Here is a 23,216-nt window from a genome sequence, read left to right as displayed (position 1 = left end):
TTCGTGCGATGAACCGTCGGTCTTACGGCAGCTTCAGCGAGGTCTCCGCATTGTAAGGCTTGAGCGTCTCGTCGGCAGCTTTCTGCGCGGCGATGAGGGCTTCCTTGGGCTGCTTCTTGCCGTTGAGCACCAGCATCACCTCGTCCTCGAGATTCTTGCGCACCGGCACGGTCTTGTAGGTCGCGAGCCAGGGCTTGGCGACGTCGAGCTGCTCGACGGCGGTCTTGGCGTCCGGGTTCTTGTTGAGGAATTCGACCATCTCGGGCGTCTTGTAGGCGGCCATGTTGGGCGCGAAATAGCCGGTGGCGCGGCTCCACCAGGCGCTCTTCTCGGGCGAGGTCATCCACTTGATCAGAGTCCAGGCGGCCTTCTGCTTGTCGGCCTCGAGGCCGGCCGGAATGATCAGGGAGGCGCCGCCGATCGGCACGGCGTTGCGGACGTTGCGCGGAATGAAGGCGACCTTATACGCGAACTTGGCGTTGTCGCGCACATAAGTGAGCGAGCCCGTCGACAGCATCATCATCGCGGCATTGCCCGATATGAAGGAGGTGCTGACGGCAGGACCTGGCGTGGCGCCGGGCGTGTGGACCTTGTGCTTGTAGATGAGGTCGTTCCACCAGGAGAGCGCGCCCAGCATCGAGGGCGTGTCGTAATAGACCTCGCCGCCGAACTCCTCGTTATAGTAGCGCCCGCCATTGCTCATGGTGAGCGTTTCCATCATCCAGCCGCAATAGTCGTAGGCGCAGGGGATCGCGATGCCCCATTGGGTCACTTTGTCGCCCTCGCGCTTGGTCAGCTTCTTGGCCCAGTCGGTGAGCTCGGCCCAGGTCTGCGGCGGCTTGTTCGGATCGAGGCCGGCTTCCTTGGCCTTGTCGGCATTGATGTAGAGCAGCGGCGTCGAATTGTGGAAGGGCACGCCGTAGACCGAGCGGTTGATCACCGCATTGCCCTGCAGCGCCGGGAAGAACTGGCCGAGGAACTGCTCCTTGGTGGTGCCGTCAGCCTTGATCAGCGCATCGAGATTGGTGAGCTCGTTCTCGATCTGCATGTCGAGCAGGAAGTTGGCGGACATGATCACGGCGGCCGGCGGCTTGCCGGCCTTGATCGCGGCCCGCGTCTTGATCAGCGTGTCGTCATAGGAGCCGGTGTAGACCGCGGTCGCCTTGACGTCGGGATGGGTCTCGTTGAACTCCTTGATCAAGGTGCCCATGTCGCGGGCGAGCTTGCCGTCGACGGGGACGGGGAAGAACAAATCGACCTCGGTCGGACCTTCGCCGGCGAGGGCCGGGAAGGCGAGCGCGCCGGCCAGTGTGCCTACCATGGCAAGGCCGAGGACGAGCCTGCGGGAAAACAGCATCGGAAAATCTCCTATTTGATGCCTGAGGTGACGAAAGAGCTGATGAAGCGCTTCTGGAAGATCAGGAAGGTGACGAGCAGCGGCGCAATCACCATCAACGTGCCCGCCGCGATGGTGCCCCAGGCCTGGGTGCCTTCGGCGGTCTTGGTGAACACGGAGAGGCCGACCGTGAGCGGCCGTTTGTCCGGCGAGTTGATCACCATCAGCGGCCAAAGGAAGTCGTTCCAGTGGCTGGTCACCGAGATGATGGCGAAGGCCGAGAAGCTCGGCATCGACAGCGGCACGTAGATGTGGCGGATGCGCTGGAACAGGCTGGCGCCGTCGATCAGGGCGGCATCTTCCAGTTCGGTCGGAATGGCTTCGAACGCCTGGCGCATCAGGAAGGTGCCGAAGGCCGAGGCGAAGAACGGCATCATCACCCCAGTGAGCGTGTCGTAGAGGCCGAGCTGCGCCACGAGCTTGAGGTTCGGCACGATCAGCAGCACCGGTACCAGCATCAGCTGCATCAGGAACAGGTAGAAGATCAGCGTCTTGCCGACGAAGGCGAGGCGCGCGAAGGCAAAGCCCGCCAGCGTGATGGTGACGAACTGCACCAGCAAGATGCCGGCGCAGATGATCGTGGTGTTGAGCGTATAGCGCGGGAAGTCGCCGATCTCCCAGGCATCCCTGATGTTGTCGAGCGTGGGCTTGAGGCTCGGCATCAGCTCGGTCATGGCGTTGATGCCGTCGGAGGCCGGGCGCAGCGTCGCCACGACCATCCACAGAAAGGGGATGAGCCAGACGATCGCGAGCAGCACGGTCAGCGCAAAGCCGAGCTTCGGCGTGATCTCGCCCCTTGTGGCCAGCGGGGCGTCCTTGTAGAGCCGGTCGAACAGCTTCATGGCCCGCCCTCGCGGTTCGCCATGGTGCGGAAGGACAGTGCGGTGAGGCCCATCAGCGCGGCCAGCGTCAGCAGCGTCGCCGCCGAGGCCTTGCCGATGTCGTAATGCTCGACCGCCTGCTGGTAGATGTAGAACAGCACGAGATTGGTCGCGTTGGACGGCCCGCCCTGGGTCATGACGAAGACGTGGTCGACCTGCGTCACCGCGTTGAGGATGGCGATGACGGTGACGAACAGGAAGGTGGGCTTGAGCTCCGGCAGGATGATGTGGCGCAGGCGCATGTAAGGGCCGGCGCCGTCGAGATGGGCTGCCTCCATCACGTCCTCTGGCACGGCCTGGAGGCCGGCAAGGAAGAACAGCATGTAATAGCCGGCGTTCTTCCAGATCGTGATGACCATGATCGCGTAAAGCGCGATGTCGGGGTCGCCGAGCCAGTTCGGCAGCACCGGAAGCAGCCGACCGATGTAATAGTCGAGCAGGCCGACATTGGGCAGGAAGATGAACAGGAACAGCGCCGATGCCGCGACCATCGGGATCAGCACCGGCAGGAACAGCGCGGCGCGCAGCGCGCTATTCACGGCATGGGTGCGCGACAGCGCCAGCGCAAACAACAGCGCCAGGGCGATGCTCGGGATCGCGGTGCCGACCGCGTAGACGAGATTGTTGACGACGGCGCCCGCAAATGCGGGGTCGGCGAGCACCGCGCGGACATTGTCGAGACCGACGAAGCGGACGGGCGCTTTCGGCGTCGTGCGCTGATAGAGCGCATCGACGAGCACGCGTCCCATCGCGCCATAGGTGAACAGCGCGAGGAAGACCAGCGAGGGCAACAGCAGCAGATAGGCCGGCAGCGAGGCTTTGAAACGGACGATCAGGCGTTTCAGGACATCCGGCCGCGCCGCCGCGGAGGTCGCGACCGGGAGAGCCGCGGGTTCGGCGAGGCTCATCTCACCGCGCCGCGAAGTTGAGCGCATAATCGCGCCCGTCCATTCCCGCGGGCGGCTCGAAGGGGAAGCGCAGACTCTCGTCGAGGAAGTCGTGGCTGTGCACCACGAGATTGTCGCCGTCGATCAGCACGACGCCAAAGGCCGGCGGCTCGTGGCTCGCGAGGTGCGGCGCGTTTGCATCGAGCTCAAACCAGACCTGGTGATTGGTGCCGCGCAACGTCGAGAACGGAATCTTGCCGTAGCTGCCGAAGATCGGCCGGTGCACATGGCCGAAGAACAGATGACGGATACGCGCGCGATAGGGCGCGATGACTTCGGCGAATTCGGCGCTCTGCTTCAGCCCGATCTCGTCCATTGCGTGGACGCCCACGGGAAAGGGCGGATGATGCATGAAGACGACGAACTCCTGGTCGGCGGGCGCGGCGGCAAGCGTGCTGGCAAGCCAGCCGAGCCGCCTTGCGCACATCTCGCCGGCATGGCTGGTCTCGTCCAGCGTGTCGAGGAAGACGAACAGGCCGTGCTCGGTGGTGCGGGTGCCCTGCACGAAGCCGTTGGAATCGCGCGGCGCTGCTTTCAGCGCGTCGAGGCAGGTCACGCGGCGGTCGTGATTGCCGACCATGGCGATGTAAGGCATCTTCAGCGCGGCCATCGCTTCGGCGAAGTTGGCGTAGGAGTCAGCCTCGCCCCAATGAGTGAGGTCGCCGGTCACCACCGCAAACGCAGCGTCGGACTGGTGCTTGTTGATGTCCGCAATCGCCGCATCCAGCCGGGCGCGCGGATCGAGTCCATAGAGCGTCGCGCCGGGGTTCGCCAGATGCGTGTCGGTGAGGTGAATGAATTTGAAGGGCATGCGCGCCTGTCAGGACTATTGGAGGAGATGGACGCCTCCGGCAAGACGACCCTGACAGGCGGTTAGAGCCGGTGTGTTTCAGTTTGATGACAGCGATTCCAGCGGGCGGGACGTGTCCACAAGGCGCGGCGGGACAGGAATGCGCCGCGCAAGGCGCAATCCATGCCGTGCATCAATTAGAGATGGTGGTGCGCGTCGAACCCGCCTCAGGTCCCGCAGAACGTCTGCAACACGCGCTGGTCCGGCAGCGGTGGATCGGCATAGGCCGCATACTCCGGCTGGTCTTCGAACGGCCTCGCCAGCACCTGCACCAGCTCCTCGAAGGGGGCGTAATTGTCGTCGTTCACCGCGGCCTGGATCACGGCCTCGACGCGGTGGTTGCGCGGGATGAACATGGGATTGACGGCGTGCATGGCGGCCTGCCGCTCGGCAGCAGACTGCGGCTCCAGCGCGATGCGTGCGCGCCAGCGGGCGGCCCATTCGTCGAAGGCTGCGGGCTCCATGAACTGCGCCCGAACGTCGGCGGCCTCATCGCCCGCGGCCTCGCCGAGCTTGCGGAAGGTGAGGGTGAAGTCGGCCTGGTTCTTGGCCATGGCGTCGAGCAGGTCCTGGATCAGGGCCTCGTCGCCGTCGCGCATCGTGAACAGGCCGACCTTCTTGCGCAGGCCCGCCTGATAGGCATCGCTGAACTGATCGGAGAACGCGCCGAGGATCTCCTGCGCCTCGGCGACCGCCTTCTCCTGGTCGTCCGAGAACAGCGGCAGCAGGCATTCGGCAAGGCGCGTCAGATTCCACAAGCCGATGCGCGGCTGGTTGGCATAGGCGTAGCGGCCCATCTCGTCGATCGAGGAAAAGACCTGGGCGGGATTGTAGGCATCCATGAAGGCGCAGGGGCCGTAATCGATGGTCTCGCCTGAAATCGACGTGTTGTCGGTGTTCATCACGCCATGGATGAAGCCGACCAGCAGCCAGCGCGCGATCAGCGCGGCCTGGCGCGCGACGATGGCGGCGAGCAGGGCATGATAGGGCCGCTCGGCCTGCACCAGCTCCGGATAGTGCCTGATGATGACGTGATCGGCGAGCCGGCGGATCGCATCGGTGTCGCGGCGGACGGCGAAGAACTGGAAAGTGCCGACCCGGATGTGGCTGGAGGCGACACGCGTCAGTACCGCGCCGGGCAGCGCGGTCTCGCGGATGACATGCTCGCCGGTGACGACGGCGGCGAGCGAGCGCGTGGTGGGGATGCCGAGCGCGAACATCGCTTCGCTGACGATGTATTCGCGCAACACCGGCCCGAGCGCGGCACGGCCGTCGCCGCGGCGGGAGAACGGGGTGGGACCCGAACCCTTGAGCTGGATGTCGCGGCGGACGCCCTCTCTGTCGATGACCTCACCGAGCAGGATGGCCCGGCCGTCGCCGAGCTGCGGCACGAAATGCCCGAACTGGTGGCCGGCATAAGCCATGGCAATGGGATCGGCCCCGGCGGGAACCGTCTTGCCGGCCAAGATCGCCGCGCCTTCCGCCGTCTCCAGCAGATCGGGATCGAGCCCGAGCTGGACCGCCAGCGGCCGGTTCAGCTTGATCAGCCGGGGGGCCGCGACCGGGGTCGGTGCGACGCGGGCGAAGAAGCTGTCCGGCAGCGCCGAATAGGAGTTCTGGAAGGGGAAATGCACCGTCATGACCTCAAGATAGGGCTGGAACGTCAATCGGCAAAGGTTCGACCTCGGATAAGCCAAAAATGGGCATCTGAGGTCCAAAACAGGCCGTTCCGTTGGTTGCCGCCCCCGTCCTGCCGGGGTAAACCCTGCCGCAATCTCGGACCGGCCATGACAGGCGGTTCGATTCGCTTCCTCAGACATTGATTTTTGGGACGACCATGCATCGCTACCGGTCACATACATGCGGCGCGCTCCGCGAGAGCAACATCGGCGAGACGGTCCGCCTGTCGGGCTGGGTCCATCGCGTTCGCGATCATGGAGGCGTGCTGTTCATCGACCTGCGCGACCATTACGGCCTGACCCAATGCGTGGTCGACCCGGATTCGCCGGCGTTCTCGCTGGCCGAGAAGCTGCGCTCGGAATTCGTGGTGCGGATGGACGGCAAGGCCCGCCGCCGCCCCGAAGGCACCGACAATGACGACCTGCCGACCGGCAAGGTCGAGGTCTATATCAACGAGATCGAGGTGCTGGGCCCGGCCGGCGACCTGCCGTTGCCGGTGTTCGGCGACCAGGACTATCCCGAAGACATCCGCCTGAAGTACCGCTTCCTCGACCTGCGTCGCGAGAAGCTGCACCAGAACATCATGACGCGCGTCGCGATCATCAAGTCGATGCGCCGGCGCATGGAGGAGCAGGGCTTCTTCGAGTTCAACACCCCGATCCTGACCGCGTCCTCGCCGGAAGGCGCGCGCGACTTCCTGGTGCCATCGCGCATCCATCCCGGCAAGTTCTACGCGCTGCCGCAGGCGCCGCAGCAGTACAAGCAGCTCTTGATGATGAGCGGCTTCGACCGCTACTTCCAGATCGCGCCCTGTTTCCGCGATGAGGACCCGCGCGCCGACCGTCTGCCGGGCGAGTTCTACCAGCTCGACGTCGAGATGAGCTTTGTGACGCAGGAAGACGTGTTCGCGGCGATGGAGCCTGTGATCACCGGCGTGTTTGAAGAGTTTGCCAAGGGCAAGCCGGTGACGAAGGGTTGGCGCCGCATTCCGTTCGCCGAAGCCTTGCGCAAATACGGCAGCGACAAGCCGGACCTGCGCAACCCCATCGAGATGCAGGACGTCTCCGAGCACTTCCGCGGCTCCGGCTTCAAGGTCTTTGCGCGCATGCTCGAAGACCCCAAGAACCAGGTCTGGGCGATCCCGGCGCCTGGCGGCGGCTCTCGCGCCTTCTGCGACCGCATGAACTCGTGGGCGCAGGGCGAGGGCCAGCCCGGCCTCGGCTACATCATGTGGCGCGAGGGCGGCGAGGGCGCAGGTCCGCTCGCGAACAACATCGGGCCTGAGCGCACCGCTGCGATCCGCGCGCAACTCGGCACCAAGGAGGGCGATGCTGCCTTCTTCGTCGCCGGCGATCCCGACAAGTTCTGGAAGTTCTCAGGTCTTGCCCGCAACAAGGTCGGCGAGGAGCTGAACCTCACCGACAAGGAGCGGTTCGAGCTCGCCTGGATCGTCGACTTCCCGATGTACGAGTACAACGAGGACGACAAGAAGGTCGACTTCTCGCACAACCCATTCTCCATGCCACAGGGTGGTCTCGAGGCGCTGAAGGGCCAGGACCCGCTGACCATCAAGGCGTTCCAGTACGACATCACCTGCAACGGCTACGAGATCGCCTCGGGCGGCATCCGCAACCACGTGCCGGAAGCGATGGTGAAGGCGTTCGAGATCGCAGGTTACGGCGAGCAGGAAGTGGTCGAGCGCTTTGGCGGCATGTACCGCGCCTTCCAGTACGGCGCGCCGCCCCACGGCGGCATGGCGGCAGGCGTCGACCGCATCGTGATGCTGCTCTGCGGCACCACCAATCTGCGCGAGATCTCGCTGTTCCCGATGAACCAGCAGGCCATGGACCTCCTAATGGGCGCGCCGTCGGAAGCCACCACCAAGCAGCTCCGCGAGCTGCACGTGCGGGTGAACCTGCCGCAGAAGTGAGGCTCTTGCCTCTCTCCGCGCTTGTCCCGCCGAAGCTTCAGCGAAGGCGGACGCGGGGAAGGCTCTCTCCACGCCGTCATAGCGAGCGAAGCGAAGCAACCCAGGATCTTTCCGCGGAGGGACTCTGGATTGCTTCGCTACGCTCGCAATGACGGGAGGGATTTCGTAAGTTCAACGGCCACCGCCTTCGCAGCGGCCTCACAGCCCTGTCGATGCCTCGATCCTGAACTGCGCCAGTGCGCTTTGCGGGTCGGCCTGGATCAGCTGCATCAATTGCATCAGCGGCACCTTGGCGCGCGGGGTGAGCCTGATGACGAGCGTCTGGCCCGGCGTCTCGACGAAGCTTGCGATTGCATCCACCGCCGCGCCGGCCTCGGGATTGGCAGTCGCGATCTCCGCGCGCTGGGCCCTCACGATGTCGACGAGAGTCTGGCGCGCCGCGTCGCGGCTGACATTTCGTCCCCGGGCATTCTGCGCCACCAGGGAATCCACGCCGCCATTGTCGCGCAGCGAGAACTCGATCGCGCCGGCCTCGATCCGCGCCGCCTGGCCCATCAGCTGGGCGGGGTCGGCTGAAAACACCTCGCGCGCGACGTTGCCGAGAGCGACGCGCAATTGCGCTTTTCCGATCCCTCCGATGGCGAGGGTCGCCGGCGTCACAGCGAAGCTGCCGGACGCCTCGGTCCATGCCGCGCCGAGATCGAGGTCGATCGCGAGCTTGTCGATCCCGCTGAGGACCAACTGGAGCTGCTTCGGATCGGACGGATCGGTCGGCGTGACAAATCTGGCGACAACATGCGCCTTGCTCGGGATCGACCCAATCAGCTCGCCCCAGTTCAGGCTGATCGTATCGATGGTGACGAGCTGCCGCGTATTCTTGAAGGGCGCAACGACGCCCTTGATCTCGGCGCCTTCGAGTACGCGGAACAGGCCGAGCATCTGATCGGGCGAGGGGGGCTGTCCGGGCGTTCGAAGGCTTGCCGCCCAGCGCAACAGGTTTGCCGCGCTGAAAGATTTCAGCGCGAAGCGCTCCATCTTGAGCTGGCCCTGCGGCAGGGGCATGTCGAGGCCTTCCAGCGCGATCTTGTCCTGATCGTATGTGACGGCGTTGAGCCGTCCCGTTCCTTGCGGCGTCTCGACCGTCTGCTTGCCGATTTCGACCTTGCCGATCCGAAGACCCTCGAAGAAATCGGCCACCTTCTCGAGCATGTCGCGCGACTGGGCCGGCGTCGGGATCGAGCCGCCGTTTGGCACCAGCGCGATGATCTCGGCCGGGCGGAATTTCGAGGGTCGGATGGCGATGTCGTCGAAGCTGATGCCATCGACCTGGATGCGCGCGCCCGGTGCCGTCGTCACCACATATGAGTTGACCGAGATGCGTCGATAGAGGCGGTGGAAACTGTCGTCGCTCGACCCTTGCTGATCGAGCGCGGCGCGTACAGCGGTTGCGTCGAAGTTGTCGATGGTCAGGCCGGATAGCTCGCCGGTCATTTTCGCGGGCTTGCCCGGCTGGGCCAGGTCGATCGAATAGGTGACGCGGTCCGTCTTCGCCGTTTCGATCTTGCCGCGGTCGACATTCTGGATCGACAGGCCCGAATAGACATAATCGCCGCTGCCGGGATTGCCGGTGCCCGCATCCACGTTGACTACGACGGTCGGCACCGCGATCGAGGACGCGGAGACTGCTGCGTATTGCGCGAGCATGAAGCGGTACATGTCGATGATGGAGCCGGACGGCGGCACACCGGCTGGACCGGTCGGACCGGAAAACTCGCGGAGGCTGATCTGCGGGATCTTGTAGTTGGCTGTCAGTTTCGCCCGCTCGGCATATGTGACAGCGACCTCGACGCCCGATACTTCAATGCTGTCCGCCGAGAAATGGGCCTCGTCGGGTTGGCGCACACCAATGGCGGTGACCTTGGCGATCTTGACGGTGGCGAGCTGTGGCGGGGCGGGCTCGACATTGATGTCCTCCACCGTCAGTGTTCGCGTCGCGAGCTTGAATTCGACCTTGCCGTGGCTCGCCTTGCCGCCGCCTGCGCGCAGCTGCTCGAACGCCGCCTCGACCTCGGCTGAGGCCCGATGCTGGGCGTAGAGGTTGAAGCCAAACCATCCGCCCGCGCCGAGCACGAGGACTGCGATCAGGCCGATCAGGATTCGCTTCATTTCCGTGCCCCAGTTGCTCGTTTCGAACGACGCAACCTGCCATATTCGCGAAACGCCGCGGGGTCCAGGGAAAGCTATGGTTTTCAAATATTTGACCGCGCGCCCTGTTGATGGGCGCGCAATCGGATGTTGCCACCGGGGCACCCGGCGTGCTTCATCCCGTTTCCATGACCCGGAAATTCGGTCCGCTTGGACAGCCGCTCCGGATCGTGCATTTTTGAGGCCGGTAACGCGAAGCGAGACACCGCATGTCGTCCTATTCTGATGATCTCCACCAGGCGGCGCTCGCCTACCATCGTCTGCCGCGCCCCGGGAAGCTCGAGATCCAGGCAAGCAAGCCGCTTGCCAACCAGCGCGATCTCGCGCTGGCCTATTCGCCGGGCGTCGCCGCGGCCTGCACCGAGATCGCCAAGAACCCGGCGGAAGCCGCCACGCTGACCACGCGCGCCAATCTGGTGGCCGTGGTCTCCAACGGCACCGCGGTGCTCGGCCTCGGTAATATCGGCCCGCTGGCCTCCAAGCCGGTGATGGAAGGCAAGGCGGTCCTGTTCAAGAAATTCGCCGGCATCGACGTCTTCGACATCGAGATCGCCGCCGACACCATCGACCGCGTGGTCGAGACCGTGGCGGCGCTCGAGCCGACCTTCGGCGGCATCAATCTCGAGGACATCCGCGGACCGGAGTGTTTCGAGATCGAGACGCGCTTGAAGGAGCGCATGAAGATCCCGGTCTTCCATGACGACCAGCACGGCACTGCCATCATCGTTGCCGCCGCCATCAGCAACGGTCTGAGGCTGAACGGCAAGAAGCTCTCCGAGGTCAAGATCGTGGCGTCGGGGGCAGGAGCCGCGGCGATCGCGACGCTCAATCTCCTGGTGTCGATGGGCGCGCAGCGCAAGAACATCTGGGTCTGCGACATCGACGGGCTCGTGCACGAGGGCCGCAACACTTCAATGGACCGCTGGAAGGCGGTCTATGCGCAGAAGACCGACAAGCGCACGCTCGCCGATGTCATCGGCGGCGCCGACATCTTCATCGGGCTCTCGGCGCCGGGCGTGCTCAAGCCTGAGATGGCCAAGGCGATGGGCGACAAGCCTTTGATCATGGCGCTCGCCAATCCGGTGCCGGAGATCATGCCGGAAGAGGCGCGCAAGGCGCGCCCCGATGCCATGATCTGCACCGGCCGTTCCGACTACCCGAACCAGGTCAACAACGTCCTGTGCTTTCCCTTCATCTTCCGCGGCGCGCTCGACGTCGGCGCCACCGCCATCAACGAGGAGATGAAGCACGCCGCCGTCGAGGCCATCGCGCAACTCGCACGCGAGGCGCCGTCGGATGCGGTCGCGCAGGGTTTCGACACCGGCGAGACGCAAGGGTTCGGTCCGGGCTCGCTGATCCCGAGCCCATTTGATCCCAGGCTGATCCTGCGCATCGCGCCGGCGGTGGCCAAGGCTGCGATGGAGTCCGGCGTCGCGACGCGGCCCATCACCAATTTCGACGAATACACAGCGCTGCTCGAGCGCTTCGCCTTCCGCTCCGGCCTCGTCATGAAGCCGATGTTTGCCAAGGCCAAGACCCAGCCGGTGCGCGTGATCTATGCCGAAGGCGAGGACGAGCGTGTGCTGCGCGCCACGCAAGTGGTGCTGGAGGAAAACCTGGCGCGCCCGATCCTGGTCGGCCGTCCGTCGGTCGTGGAGGCGCGCATCAAGCGCTTCGGCCTCTCGATCCGCGCCGGCAAGGACTTTGACCTCGTCAATCCCGAGGACGATCCGCGCTACCGTTCCTACGTGCAGTCCTATGTCGAGGTCGCTGGTCGCCGCGGCGTGACGCCCGATGCGGCCCGCACCGTGGTGCGCACCAACAACACGGTGATCGCCGCGCTCGCGGTCACGCGCGGGGAAGCGGACGCCATGCTCTGCGGCGTCGAAGGACGCTACATGAGCCACCTGCGCCATGTTCGCGAGATCGTCGGTTTCTCGCCCGGCATCAGCGACTATGCGGCGCTGGCTCTGCTGATCACCAGCAAGGGTGCCTTCTTCATCGCCGACACGCAGGTTCGCCCCAATCCGAGCGCGGAAGAGCTCGCCGAGATCGCCTCGCTCGCCGCGGTCCACGTCCAGCGCTTCAACATCAAGCCAAAGATCGCCTTCGTCTCGCATTCGGATTTCGGCAGCTACGACACCGATTCCTCACGCAAGATGCGCCTGGCGACCCAGCTTCTGAAGGATAAGCATCCGGAGATCGAGGCCGACGGCGAAATGCAGGGCGACACCGCACTCTCCGCAACTGCGCGACGGATGGTGCTGCCGCATTCCAAGCTGGAAGGCGAGGCCAACATCCTGATCATGCCGACCCTGGACACCGCCAACGTCGCCTATCAGATGATCAAGTCGCTGGCGGACGCGTTGCCCGTCGGCCCGATCCTGGTCGGCCCGGCGCGCCCCGCACACATCCTCACCCCATCGGTGACGGCGCGCGGCATCCTCAACATGACCGCCGTCGCGGTGGTCGAAGCGCAGGAGCGCGCGGCCCGGCAACAGCCGACGCTTTTTACCTAGTTGCTCCGCACTCCCTCGACGTCTTTCGGAGGCGCTCGCACCGCAAACTCGTCATGCCCGGGCTTGACCCGGGCATCCACGTCCTCTCGCGAGGCAAGTCCTGGATGGCCGGGTCAAGCCCGGCCATGGCGCCGAGAGAGTTGCGACCATCACACTGCCCTGGTTCGATTCCGCCAGGGAGTGCCAATCTTTGAATTACTTTCAGTTCTCCATTTCCACGTTTGTAAACCGGCGCACGACTCTTCATAATCCGGAGGCGCGTTCCGCGCTCTGCGCTTGCCAAGAGGCCGATCATGCCAGCGTTCGTGACTTTTGGGCGAATTCTGTTCGCCGTGCTGTTCATCTACACGGGCGCGACCAAGCTCTTTGCCATCCAGGCGACGGCCGACTTCATCGCCAGCAAGGTCGTGGTGCCCGAAATCGTCGCGCCCTACGCCAAGCAGGTCGAGACCGCGACCGCGATGACCACGCCGCAGCTGCTGGCGATCGCGGTCGGCGGGCTCGAGATCATTGCCGGGCTGATGATCGCGCTGAATTTCGGTGCGCGGTTCTTCGCGATGCTGATGATCATCTACGTCGCGGTTGCGACCGTGCTGTTCGACGACTTCTGGAACCAGACGCCGCCCGAGAATGCGACGATGGTGGTCGACGCGCTGAAGAACCTCTCGATCATCGGCGCCTTGTTCATGCTCATGGGCTACGGCCGCATCACGCGTCCGGCCGAGGCAGCCTACGGCGACGTGTAGCGATCAATCGGTGCTCGGGGGCGCGATCTCGCGCATCCATCGGGAGATCGTCGCACCGTTCGTTGGATCAGTGCCACGCTGCATGCCAAGCAATGCGGCCTCGCGGGCGGCGCGCGGCGTGATGCCATAGGCTGCCTTGAAGGAACGCGCGAAATGCGCGTCGGTGCCGAGCTGCCAGCGCCGCGCGACCTCGCTGATCCGCGGGCCGCGCGCTCCCGAATTGGCGAGGTCGAAGAAGGCGCGGTGCAGCCGCCGGCTGCGGATGTACTCCGCGATACCTCCGACCGGCGCAAACAGCCGGTACAGCGAGGCGCGGGACAGGCCGAAATGGGCGGCGATCGAGGTCGCCGACAGATCCTCGCTGGCGAGGCCAGCCTCGATATATTGCCGGATCCGCATCAAGGACGGGCTTGCGGCGACGGCATGGTCGCTATCAGCCTCGCCACGATCGAGCTCGTTGCGCAGGCAGGCGGCCAGCAGCGAGACCGTGCCCTCGACCACCGATTGGCATTCGTCGAGGCTCATGCGCGGCGCAAATTCAAAGAGAGCCGTGAGATGCCCCGCCAGAAGTCGTGCGATCACGCTGCTGCCCGGCAGCACCAGGCCATGCAAATCATCGACCCGCAGCAGATGACTGCCGAACATCGGGCGCGGTACGACCAGCGTGACATTCTCGAACGCGGTTGCTCTGGTCTCCAGGGTCTGGGCCAGGTCGAATAGGCAGATGTCGCCGGCGTGCACACGGACCGGACGGTCGCCTGCGAGACCATCGAAGCCACCCCTGAGATAGAGCTGGAGGATGATGTGGTCGACGCCGCTGCGCGCGATCGTCTCCGGCGTGCGGCGGAAGCGCTGGCCGCTGGCCCGGCTCAGTCCGATCAGCACCGGCCCCATGGCGTAGGAGCTGATGTCGGCACGGAACGGGCCCGGTTCGCCGGCGGCGAGCTGGTCGACGTCGAATAATGTGGCGACGGCTTCCCGCCACGCCGCGACATTCGCATCGGATTCCATCTGATCGGCAGTGAAGCCGAAGGCCGGCAACAAGGATGAAATCGAAGCTGCATCGCCTGTCAGTCCGGAGGCGGCTTTCGGACCCGCCGTCGGGCAGTCGTCGCTCATGGTGGCGTGGTCGTGTCTCGATCGTCGTAAAGGGCTGGAGCAGGGGTCCCGGGTCCGTGGGGTATAGGGGGATCTCCCGCAGAGGGAAAGTCGGTTCGTTCGCGCACAAATCCCGCCGTCTCGGGGCGGTCGGCGGCCGGTGAGGCTATCCGCCACGGTGTAAAGCCGCCTCGACTTGAGCTTTTGTCTCAGTCTTTTGATGCGGTGTTTCTCGCGCGCCGGCTCGTCTTGACGCAGCGCCACCGACGTTGGTTATAGCGCCACGACCGCCGTCGGGGCCGATTACCGGTTCTCGGCCAATATGCTAGCCGGCTTTGTGCTGGCCGGCGGCGGGACCAATTTGCCGTGACAGGCGAGAAACATACTCGATGGTACCTAGCCACCGGTACTGTGCATGGGGTTGATTTTCGAGTTTTAGTTTGAGCCCCTGGCCGGGCTCCAGGGCGTCACGGTCACCCCATGGGCCGCGTCGAGCAGATAGGAGGCGCCCGGCTTCAGTCCGTGCGACGCCAACACCTCATGCGGGGTCCGCGCCGGCACGCCGACGAAGCAGCCTTCGCCGCCGGGCAGGCGCACCTGCGGGGCTTCCGATAGCCAGAACGTGTCGTAGCGGTCCATGAACAGGTCGAACACGACGGGACCGCCGATGATGGCGACCATGCCGGAGGCGACATCCGCAAAGGCGCAGGCCTCCTCGAAGCTCGCATGCTGCGGATTCCACAACGTCGCGTTCGGCAGCTCCGGATCGACAGTCAGCGCCTTGATCTTGCGGGTTAGGATCAACCGCTTGCGCTTCGGTGAGTTCGGCTGCTGCTCATGCGAGTTGCGGCCGTGCACGATCAGCGCGGCACGATCGAGCGCCTGCTCGAAGAACAGCTTGTCGCCCTCGAACTTCAGGCTGTCGGGCATGACGCGACCCGCGTCGGCGAGCATGCCGTCCGCCGAGACGATGACATAGCCTTCGATGCGGAAAGACAACGGCCGTCTATTCGGAAACTGTCGTCACCACGGAATTGACCGGGCGCTGGCTCACCGTCGGCAGCTTGACGTCCTTGAGCAGCTCCTGGTCGTATTCGGGCAGCGTCGATGCCGGGAATTTGGCACGCATCGCCACCACCTTGTAGCCGCCCGCCTTCAGCCGCTTGAGCAACTCGGGCAGGGCCTCCGCCGTGTGCTTCTGGAAGTCGTGCATCAGGATGATGCCCTTGCCCTTGGCGTCGAGCTTCTTCATCACGGTCTCGATCACCTTCTCGGGCTTGGAGGCCTTGAAGTCGAACGAGTCGATATCGCAGGAGAAGATCGCGGTGTTGCGGTTGCCGAGATAGGTGACCATCTCAGGCGGATGCTGGAGCGCCGGGAAGCGGAAGAACGGTGAGGGCGAGATGCCGCCGAGCGCCCATTTCACCGCGGACAGTCCCTTCTCGATCTCTTCCTTGCGCTGCGCTTCGTTGAGCTTCTTGTTGTTGAGATTGGCGTGCGACCAGGTGTGGGTGCCCACGGTGTGGCCGGCGTTGTAGACCTGCTTCAGAATCTCCGGCTCGTAGGTCGCATGCTTGCCGATCGAGAAGAAGATGCCGGTGGTGCATTCATCGGCAAGCGCCTTCAGCACCGCGGGCGTGTTCTTCGGCCAGGGGCCGTCGTCGAAGGTCAGCACCACCTCCTTGTCGCGCAGGAAGTCGAGCTCCTTGAAATGCTCGAAGCCGAAGCCGGGACCGCCGGTGGTGTCGATCTCGACGGTCCGGGCGACGCCGAGCGCGCCCGGCGTGTTGCAGGCCGCGCGGGCCGGCTGCGGCGCCTGCTTGGGCGGAGGCGGATTGACGAAGCCGGCTGGCGCGGCGGCTGCCGGCGGAGCCGCAGCGGGCGCCGCGGCCGCAGTCGCCGCCGGTGCGGCCTGTGTCGCGGCTGCGGGCTTTGCGGCCGGCGTCTGCGACCATGCTGCGCCGGTCATCGCAACCGACATTGCACTTGCCAAAATCAGTCCTGCCGCGACACGCATGGTGTTGTCCTCGAGATTGATCCCGTTGTTCCGCCGCCGCTTTTCACCTGCGGCAAAACCATCCTGCCCCAAACCATCCTAGCCTAGATGGTGGGCCATCGCCATTGCAACGGCTGTTTGGCACCTCGCCACAATTGTGCCCAGCCTGCTTGGGCACGCCTCGCGTCAACTGTCGGCCAGCGCCCGGGCAATGGCCGTCTTGACTCGCGTATCAGCCGGTTCGACCGCGGACGGAAAGACCTCGGCGATATAGCCGTCGCGGCCGATCAGATATTTGTGGAAGTTCCAGCGCGGAACTTCCCGCGGTCGCGCTTCGGCGGCCCATTTGTAGAACGGATGCGCCTTTGCTCCCACCACGATGGTCTTGGCAGCGACCGGGAAGGTAACACCATATTGGTGATGCGCGGTCTCCATGATCTCGCTGCTGCCACCGGGCTCCTGGCCGCCGAAATCGTTGGAGGGCACACCGATCACGGTGAGCCCGCGGGCGCGAAACTCGTTCCAGAGCTCCTGCAGGCCGGCATATTGCGGCGTGTAGCCACAGAGCGAGGCCGTGTTGACCACCAGTAGCGGCTTGCCGGTGAAAGCGGCGAGGCGGATGTCGTCGCCAGACAGAGCGGGGAAGGAGAAGGCGTAGGCCGCGATCCGGCTCATGCCGCCATCAGCGAACGCGCGCGTCGCCGGCGTTAGCATGCCGGCCAGTGCCGCGGTGAGCATGGCCCTGCGGTTCATCATGACGGTATCCCCCGAAATGATCCGGCCGGATGTTACTCCGCCGGTGCAACCTGCCTCGTCAACACCGCGTTATCGGAATCCGCTTCGCTCAAAAACGCTTTAGTACAGACGGACGATGAAGTCGGTGCCTTCGCCGGTCTCGCCCTGGTTGATGCCCTGGTCGGAAACGATGATGGAGCTGCCTGAGGTCAGCATCTCGTTGATCTTTGCCATGGTGTCGGCGGGGATGGAGATGCGGTCGAGGGCTTCGGCCGGACTATCGGGGGCGACCACGGCCTTGGTGGCAAGAGGCTTGGCCGCGACGGGGATCACGGCGGCGCCGCGCTGGCGGCCGGTGAGGCGGCCGTCGTCCTCGCGTGCCGCGGAACGGGCAGAGACGGGCAGCGACACCACCGACCAACGCAGCGCGTTGGAATCGGTCTTGTCGAGCTCCGCGGTGAAGATGTGCGTGCCGAGCGGACGGTCGTCCGTGGCAATGGTGACCGGCACTTCGAACAGCGGCGCAAAATTCTGCCGCACGTAGAGCTTGGAATCCTTGCGGCTGATGAAGACGGCGATCTGGCCGGCCCGCTTGGGCGCTTCCGGCTTTGCGGCCGGGGCTGGGTCGGCCATGCGGCTCTCGTCCTTCTTCGCCTCGGGCGAGGCGGCGGGCGCAGGCGCCGATGCATCGGGTGCCTTCGCGGCTTCCGTCTTGACCGGCTCGGGCTTGACGGTCTCGACCTTGTCGGCGGGCTTGTTCTCGTTCGCCGGCGTGACGGCGTCGGATGCTTCGGCCGTCATTGTCTTGTCGACCGGGGCAGCGGCTTCTTCGTGGGGCGCCGCATTGCCCGTCGTCACATCCGACATCACGATGTGGCCGACGGAGGCGCGCAGCTCGAGCACGCCGTCGGCGCTGGCCGTCTTGGTCTCGGCGGGCTTGGTCTCGGCGGCTTTGGTCGGCGCCGCGCCCTTGTCCGCCTTGTCGCCGGCATTCGTCTGCGGCTCGAGGTTGGCGGTGGGCTGCGGGGGCACGCGGACGGAGGCGAGCAGGGGATGGGAGAAGCTGTGCGGGCTCATCTCGCCGGGCGCAACGATCACGCGCGCACCCATCTTGGTCCAATTCCACATCTTCACGGCGAACGCCATCGGCATGCGGATGCAGCCATGCGAGGCCGGATAGCCCGGCAGCACGCCGGCATGCATGGCGACGCCGGACCAGGTGATCCGCTGCATGTACGGCATTGGCGCGCCGCTATAGATGTTGGAGTGGTGGAATTTGTGTTTCTGGATGACGCTGAAAACGCCCATCGGGGTCGAATGGCCCTTCATGCCTGTCGACACCGGTGATTCCGCGAACACGCCGTTGCTGTCGTAGATCGTGACCTTCTGCCGGTCGATCGAGACGACGATGACCAGCGGCCCTTGTGGCTTCGCACCTGCTTCCTTTTCGGCGACGACCCCTTTCCTTCCGGTCGCGCTGCGCTTCTGCGGCTTCTGGCGCGGTATCTCGGGATGCCGCTCCTGCCGGGCGTAATAGGATCCGTCGGAATAATCCGTCCAATAATAGAATGCCGCGTCTGCCTGGCTGGTCGCGCCGATCGCACTCGCCGCCGTCAAGATGGCGACCTGCCAAAGCCGCGCCGGCTTGGCAGGAAAACCCGACCCGTTCACGCTGTTCATCCTCGAATCCATCATCCAATCAGGCGTTAGTGTCGCAGAGGGGATACGCGTTCACCAGCAAGGCGGTTCTGCCGTCAGCTACATTTGTTCAAGACGTAGCAAAAAAGCCTCACGGAGCGGTAAACGGCGGCCGCGTCCGGCTGTCCGTCGTCTTCCTGAGCGGCCGCCGCATGCCTACATTGCGGGGACTTGTTACCGGAGACCTTCATGTCATCTCGTTTCCTCGGCCTTTCCGGCATCCGCTTGAAAGGATTCGCTTTCTTCCTGCTGGCGCTGGCTGTGCCGGCCGCGTCCGCTCAGGCCGCCGACGAGCCTGATCTGATCTTCCGTCGCTCCACCGTGTTCAAATGGATGAGCCCGAACGACAAGCTCGCGACCTATGGTCTCGACGATCCCGAGGTCGAGGGCGTCGCCTGCCATTTCACGGTACCGGAGAAGGGCGGCTTCAAGGGCTGGTTGGGTCTTGCCGAGGAGGTCTCGGATATTTCGCTGGCCTGCCGCCAGGTCGGCCCGATCAAGTTCAAGAACAAGATGGAGCAGGGCGACGATATGTTCCGCCGGCGCCGTTCGCTGTTCTTCAAGAAGATGCAGATCGTGCGCGGCTGTGACGCCAAGCGCAACGTGCTGGTCTACATGGTCTATTCGGACAAGCTGATCGAGGGCTCGCCGAAGAACTCGACCTCGACGGTGCCGATCATGCCGTGGGGACCGGCGGACGCAAATGTCGAGAAGTGCGGGGAGTTCTTCACGCAATGACGCGTTGCGTCACTCGGCGACAAGGGCGCGGCTCGCCTGCGATTTGACGAGATGCGAGCCGGTCAGCCGTACAAATGCTTGCGGCGCGGCCTCGAAGCCGCGGCCGGACTGCAGTGACATCGCGCCAGCCGAAGCGACGCGGCTGGGTCGTTGATTTCCGCCGTCCGTCCGTTGGTCCGCCTCGCGCGGCGTTGCGCGATCTTGCACCATCAATGCCATCCCTCGACTGAACGCGCCTCGTGAGCTGCGCGTCTTGATTTCGATGGCTTGGGTCGCAGCAGAAGCGCCCTCGGTTCGACAGGACCCAACCTTCGTTTGTCCGCCTCTTCAGCAGAAAAACGTAAAATGCGTGTGAAGCGCGTGAGGCGGGACCATGACGGCGGCGGCGCGGACGCGTTTGCGCAGCGGAACAGGAACCTGCCAGCCTACTTTGAACTCCTGCGCGACCGACCTGAAATGATTGGCAATTTTCGGGAATTGTGTCGTCGTCCCGGACCGGACGAAACAATTCTCCCGCAGGATGAAACCATTTTGCGCTTTTCGCGCATCACGCGCGAAACCGCTCATGGTTATCAGCTTCCCAACAACGAACGGCGGTACCGCCTGCCACGGAATTCGGAGACAAGTCCATGCGCGCGCTCAGCTTCATCCTCGCGTTCGGGTTCGTGATCGCCAGTTCCTCCTTCGCGGGCTCGCCGGATGGCAATCTCCCCGGCGTTGGTACCTTCCAGTACAGCGGCTCGCCGATCAACACCACGACGTCCCAGCCGATCGTGGTCGCCGCGCAGTTCTGATCGATAACAAGAAGATCAGCCGATAAAGGCCGTCATGCTCTTTCGAATTTGCGCTGCTGCGTTCGTATCTGTTCTGGCGATCAGCGCCGCCCAGGCGCAGGTACGTGCGCCCTCCAGGTTGCCGGATCCCCGCAGTGAGTTCGTCCGGCAGTGTGCGCCGCGCATGCTTGGGCGGTGGGAACATCCGGAGGAGGTCTGCGGCTGCCTGCACGACCACGCTGCGGCCGCCGTCGAGGACCGCGACCTGCGCGAAGCGCTGTTGCGTGGCATCAGCGAGACGGGTGTGCCCACCATCGAGACCGACTGGGTGCCGGCTTCCAAGCAAGGCGAGATCGGCGAGACCTTCACCAAGATTGCAAAGCCGACGTTGCAGTGCATGTTCGATCCGGCGAAGCAGTAGTTATTTCGTTTTCGGACCGTAGCGTTGCACGCAAGTCGTGCTGCGCACGACGCCTTTGTCGGACATCTTCGCCCCGCGCACTTCCTTGACCTGTCCGGCGGGACAGGTTCCGTCATCCACTTGCACGCGCTGACCGAGCTTGAGATCGACGATGTCCTGCTCGCGTCCGACCGTCGCGGCGTGCGCCGTCGCGGCAAGCGCGATGGAGATCAGGAGGGAAAGGCAGGTCGCGCGGCGGAACGGCATGGTGAAGGGCCTCGGCATCGAGCCACAATGTAGGGACTGGCCGGCGATTCTCATAGTGAACATTCGTCACGCGCGCCGGGTCGCCCTGACTCTCGTGCGTAGGGCTGCGCGGGATTCTCGCGCCAGCCGTTCGGCGGAGGCGACGAGCTGCGGAACCGCATGGCCGGAAAATCCCAGCACGAAACCGGCTAGTGGGCGGGCGCGCGCATAAGTGTCGGCCAACAGCCAGCCTTCCGCGCCGGCCGTTTGCCTGACAAGCGCGGCCACCGCCGGGTCGACCGACGGATCGAACCGGGCGACGAGATGCAGGCCCTGCGAGGGGACCGGCACCGAAAGCGCGCCATCGGATTCGGCTTCCAGCGTTTCGGCCAGCGCATCGCGCGCCTCGCGATAGAGTTTCCGCACGCGCTTGAGGTTTGCGGCGAAGGCACCGGAATTGAGCATGTCGGCGACCGCGCCTTCCATCAGCGTGCCGGGGAAGCGGTCGAGCGCGGCCCGCGCAGCTGTCACGTCCGCGATGAGCCGTTCGGGCAGGGCGCAATAGCCGATACGCAGGCCTGGAAACAGCGTCTTGGCGAACGTGCCGAGATAGATCACGCGCTGCAGACGATCGATCCCGGCAAGCGACATCAGCGGTGCGCCGTCGTAGCGGAACTCGCTGTCGTAGTCGTCCTCCAGCACGAAGGCGCTGGCTTGCTTGGCCCAGTCGAGCAGCTCGAGGCGCCGCGACATCGACATTTGAACGCCGAGCGGAAACTGGTGCGACGGCGTGACATAGGCCGCGCGTGCGTCGGATGCCGCGGTGCGGCCCTTGGCAACACGCATGCCGTGCTCGTCGACGGGAACGGGCACGGCGCGATAGCCGCAATGCGCAATGGTCTGTCGCGCGGCGGGATAACCCGGGTCCTCGCACCAGACCTGGTCGCCCGCCTTCAGGATCGCGCTCAACACGATGCGCAGCGCGTGCAGGGTGCCTGATGTCAGCATGATCTGATCGGGATCGCAGCGCAGTCCGCGCGCCGACAGCAAATGATCAGCAATCGCCGCGCGCAGCTCGCGGCTGCCGCGCGGATCGCCGTAATGCAGGTGTTCGGTCCCGAAGGCGCGCATGCGCCGGCCGACGAAGGCGCGGAAGCGCTGCACGGCGCGCTCGTCGATGTGGGTGCAGCCGAGCGAAAACGCGCCTTGCCTCGGCGTTTCGACCACCGCCTTGGGCTTGTTCGGCTCGGCCGCGCGCGCAGGGATGCGCGCAGCGACGAACGTTCCGGAGCCGACGGTGGCCTCGGCAAAGCCGTCGGCGATCAGGCGCTCATAGGCGGTCACGACGGCGTTGCGCCGAAAGCCGGTCTGCTTGGCCAGCGTGCGTGACGGCGGCAGCGGCTCGCCGGGCTTGATGAGGCCGGAGACGATCATCTCGCACAAGGCCTGATAGAGCCGGTGCGCGGCGGAGGCGCCCGCCGTGACGTGCGGGCCGGTGAGGTCGAGCGGCAGCTCGGTCTTGGCCGGCGAGGGGCCGGAATTGGTCGGAATTTTTTGCATAGAATTGGAACTATCGCAGACCAAATGCGCCGCTACAACTGCCCCTGATCCTTCCAGCCACAGCAGGAGCGGCCGTGAGTCAGACCGAGACCAATTCCTATCCGACATCGGCGCGCAACCAGGTGAAGCGCCGCCACGATCGCGGCTTCTACGACCACGAGACGGTTCATCGCATCCTGGATTCCTCGATGCTGTGCCATGTCTCCTACGTCATCGACGGCCAGCCCTATTGCACGCCGACCTTTTTCTGGCGTGAGGGCACCAAGCTCTACTGGCACGGCTCGAGCGCCAGCCGGATGCTGCGCAACCAGACCAAAGGCGAGCGCGTGTGTCTTACCGTCGCCCATCTCGACAGCCTCGTGCTGGCGCGCTGCGGCTTCAATCACTCCGCCGATTATCGTGCCGTGATGGCGTTCGGCACGGCCTATCTCGTCACTGATGCGGACGAAAAGGAGCGCGCGGTGATCGCGATGGTCGACCGCTTCTTCCCGGATCGCACCGCGAGCCTCAGGGCCAGCAACACGCAGGAGATCAAGGCGACGTCGTTCATCGCGATGGAGATCGAGGAAGCCTCGGCCAAGATACGCGCCAAGGGTGTCGCCGACGACGACGAGGACTATGCGTTGCCGATCTATGCCGAGCGCATCCCGGTGCGCACAGTGCTCGGCGCGCCCGAGCCGTGTCCGCGCCTGCTGGATGGGGTGACGCGCCCTGCGACGCTCGATGGCTACTCCGAAGGCCGACTGCTCGAAGATGCATTGCGGGATGCATATTTTGTGGAGTACCCGAACGGCTGAAATCGGCTAGCTTGCGCACTC

At 64.8% G+C, this 23,216-nt stretch carries 21 protein-coding genes; 7 read left to right on the top strand and 14 right to left on the bottom strand.

Annotated elements, in window-relative coordinates; all coding sequences use genetic code 11:
- Positions 1-22 precede the first annotated feature (22 nt).
- The 5 genes from P6U31_RS20780 to P6U31_RS20760 form a co-directional block, all read right to left on the bottom strand.
- The gene (locus tag P6U31_RS20780) at positions 23-1,357 is read right to left on the bottom strand and encodes an ABC transporter substrate-binding protein (RefSeq protein ID WP_407183545.1); all 1,335 of its coding nucleotides are present in this window, start codon (positions 1,355-1,357) and stop codon (positions 23-25) included.
- A gap of 11 nt (positions 1,358-1,368) precedes the next feature.
- A complete protein-coding gene (locus P6U31_RS20775) occupies positions 1,369-2,238 on the bottom strand; it encodes a carbohydrate ABC transporter permease (RefSeq protein ID WP_407183543.1) in 870 nt (289 codons plus the stop codon).
- Positions 2,235-3,185 (bottom strand): carbohydrate ABC transporter permease, encoded by a 951-nt coding sequence (locus tag P6U31_RS20770; RefSeq protein ID WP_407183541.1) that lies wholly within the window; start codon positions 3,183-3,185, stop codon positions 2,235-2,237. Before P6U31_RS20770 ends, P6U31_RS20775 begins: the two co-directional genes overlap by 4 nt.
- A gap of 1 nt (position 3,186) precedes the next feature.
- A complete protein-coding gene (locus P6U31_RS20765; protein ID WP_407183540.1) occupies positions 3,187-4,035 on the bottom strand; it encodes a phosphodiesterase in 849 nt (282 codons plus the stop codon).
- Between the two features lie 206 nt (positions 4,036-4,241).
- Positions 4,242-5,714, bottom strand: a complete 1,473-nt coding sequence (locus P6U31_RS20760) for a protein adenylyltransferase SelO (protein ID WP_407183538.1) — start codon at positions 5,712-5,714, stop codon at positions 4,242-4,244.
- A gap of 197 nt (positions 5,715-5,911) precedes the next feature.
- On the opposite strand from P6U31_RS20760, the gene aspS reads away from it, so the two are divergent.
- On the top strand, positions 5,912-7,684 hold the full coding sequence (gene aspS / locus P6U31_RS20755) for an aspartate--tRNA ligase (RefSeq protein ID WP_407183536.1): 1,773 nt from the start codon (positions 5,912-5,914) through the stop codon (positions 7,682-7,684).
- Between the two features lie 198 nt (positions 7,685-7,882).
- On the opposite strand, the gene P6U31_RS20750 is transcribed toward aspS, so the two are convergent.
- Positions 7,883-9,850 carry a hypothetical protein gene (locus P6U31_RS20750; RefSeq protein WP_407183535.1) on the bottom strand — a complete coding sequence of 656 codons (1,968 nt, stop codon included), beginning with the start codon at positions 9,848-9,850 and terminating at the stop codon, positions 7,883-7,885.
- A 248-nt stretch (positions 9,851-10,098) separates the two neighbouring features.
- On the opposite strand from P6U31_RS20750, the gene P6U31_RS20745 reads away from it, so the two are divergent.
- The gene (locus tag P6U31_RS20745; RefSeq protein ID WP_407183534.1) at positions 10,099-12,408 is read left to right on the top strand and encodes an NADP-dependent malic enzyme; all 2,310 of its coding nucleotides are present in this window, start codon (positions 10,099-10,101) and stop codon (positions 12,406-12,408) included.
- 293 nt (positions 12,409-12,701) lie between these two features.
- Positions 12,702-13,154: a DoxX family protein gene (locus P6U31_RS20740; RefSeq protein WP_407183533.1), complete on the top strand. Its 453-nt coding sequence runs from the start codon at positions 12,702-12,704 to the stop codon at positions 13,152-13,154.
- A gap of 3 nt (positions 13,155-13,157) precedes the next feature.
- On the opposite strand, the gene P6U31_RS20735 is transcribed toward P6U31_RS20740, so the two are convergent.
- The 5 genes from P6U31_RS20735 to P6U31_RS20715 form a co-directional block, all read right to left on the bottom strand.
- Entirely contained in the window at positions 13,158-14,273 is a 1,116-nt protein-coding gene (locus P6U31_RS20735) for a helix-turn-helix domain-containing protein (RefSeq protein WP_407183532.1), read from the bottom strand.
- A gap of 414 nt (positions 14,274-14,687) precedes the next feature.
- Positions 14,688-15,251, bottom strand: a complete 564-nt coding sequence (locus P6U31_RS20730) for a dihydrofolate reductase (RefSeq protein WP_407183530.1) — start codon at positions 15,249-15,251, stop codon at positions 14,688-14,690.
- A 7-nt stretch (positions 15,252-15,258) separates the two neighbouring features.
- Complete coding sequence (locus P6U31_RS20725; RefSeq protein ID WP_407183529.1) at positions 15,259-16,269, bottom strand: polysaccharide deacetylase family protein; 1,011 nt, start codon at positions 16,267-16,269, stop codon at positions 15,259-15,261.
- A 165-nt stretch (positions 16,270-16,434) separates the two neighbouring features.
- Positions 16,435-17,004, bottom strand: coding sequence for a glutathione peroxidase (locus P6U31_RS20720; RefSeq protein ID WP_407183528.1), 570 nt, complete (start codon positions 17,002-17,004; stop codon positions 16,435-16,437).
- A 99-nt stretch (positions 17,005-17,103) separates the two neighbouring features.
- Positions 17,104-18,663 (bottom strand): L,D-transpeptidase, encoded by a 1,560-nt coding sequence (locus tag P6U31_RS20715; protein ID WP_407183527.1) that lies wholly within the window; start codon positions 18,661-18,663, stop codon positions 17,104-17,106.
- Between the two features lie 207 nt (positions 18,664-18,870).
- Here P6U31_RS20715 and P6U31_RS20710 point away from each other — a divergent pair, with 207 nt between their 5' ends.
- Positions 18,871-19,419 (top strand): CreA family protein, encoded by a 549-nt coding sequence (locus P6U31_RS20710; RefSeq protein WP_407183526.1) that lies wholly within the window; start codon positions 18,871-18,873, stop codon positions 19,417-19,419.
- Positions 19,420-19,746: 327 nt separating this feature from the next.
- On the opposite strand, the gene P6U31_RS20705 is transcribed toward P6U31_RS20710, so the two are convergent.
- Entirely contained in the window at positions 19,747-19,986 is a 240-nt protein-coding gene (locus tag P6U31_RS20705; protein ID WP_407183525.1) for a hypothetical protein, read from the bottom strand.
- 62 nt (positions 19,987-20,048) lie between these two features.
- On the opposite strand from P6U31_RS20705, the gene P6U31_RS20700 reads away from it, so the two are divergent.
- Positions 20,049-20,213 carry a hypothetical protein gene (locus P6U31_RS20700; RefSeq protein ID WP_407183524.1) on the top strand — a complete coding sequence of 55 codons (165 nt, stop codon included), beginning with the start codon at positions 20,049-20,051 and terminating at the stop codon, positions 20,211-20,213.
- A 34-nt stretch (positions 20,214-20,247) separates the two neighbouring features.
- A complete protein-coding gene (locus P6U31_RS20695) occupies positions 20,248-20,613 on the top strand; it encodes a hypothetical protein (RefSeq protein WP_407183523.1) in 366 nt (121 codons plus the stop codon).
- On the opposite strand, the gene P6U31_RS20690 is transcribed toward P6U31_RS20695, so the two are convergent.
- Together P6U31_RS20690 and P6U31_RS20685 are read right to left on the bottom strand one after the other, a co-directional pair.
- Entirely contained in the window at positions 20,614-20,859 is a 246-nt protein-coding gene (locus P6U31_RS20690) for a DUF6719 family protein (protein ID WP_407183522.1), read from the bottom strand.
- A gap of 66 nt (positions 20,860-20,925) precedes the next feature.
- The gene (locus P6U31_RS20685) at positions 20,926-22,398 is read right to left on the bottom strand and encodes a PLP-dependent aminotransferase family protein (RefSeq protein ID WP_407183521.1); all 1,473 of its coding nucleotides are present in this window, start codon (positions 22,396-22,398) and stop codon (positions 20,926-20,928) included.
- 74 nt (positions 22,399-22,472) lie between these two features.
- Between P6U31_RS20685 and P6U31_RS20680 the strand changes: the two genes are divergently transcribed.
- Positions 22,473-23,195, top strand: coding sequence for a pyridoxamine 5'-phosphate oxidase family protein (locus P6U31_RS20680; RefSeq protein WP_407183520.1), 723 nt, complete (start codon positions 22,473-22,475; stop codon positions 23,193-23,195).
- Positions 23,196-23,216 lie beyond the last annotated feature (21 nt).

The organism is Bradyrhizobium centrosematis (assembly GCF_045571495.1).
Taxonomy (GTDB): Bacteria; Pseudomonadota; Alphaproteobacteria; order Rhizobiales; family Xanthobacteraceae; genus Bradyrhizobium; species Bradyrhizobium centrosematis.
Note: the sequence above shows the minus strand (reverse complement) of the source record. Positions and strands in the feature narration are given on the sequence as shown.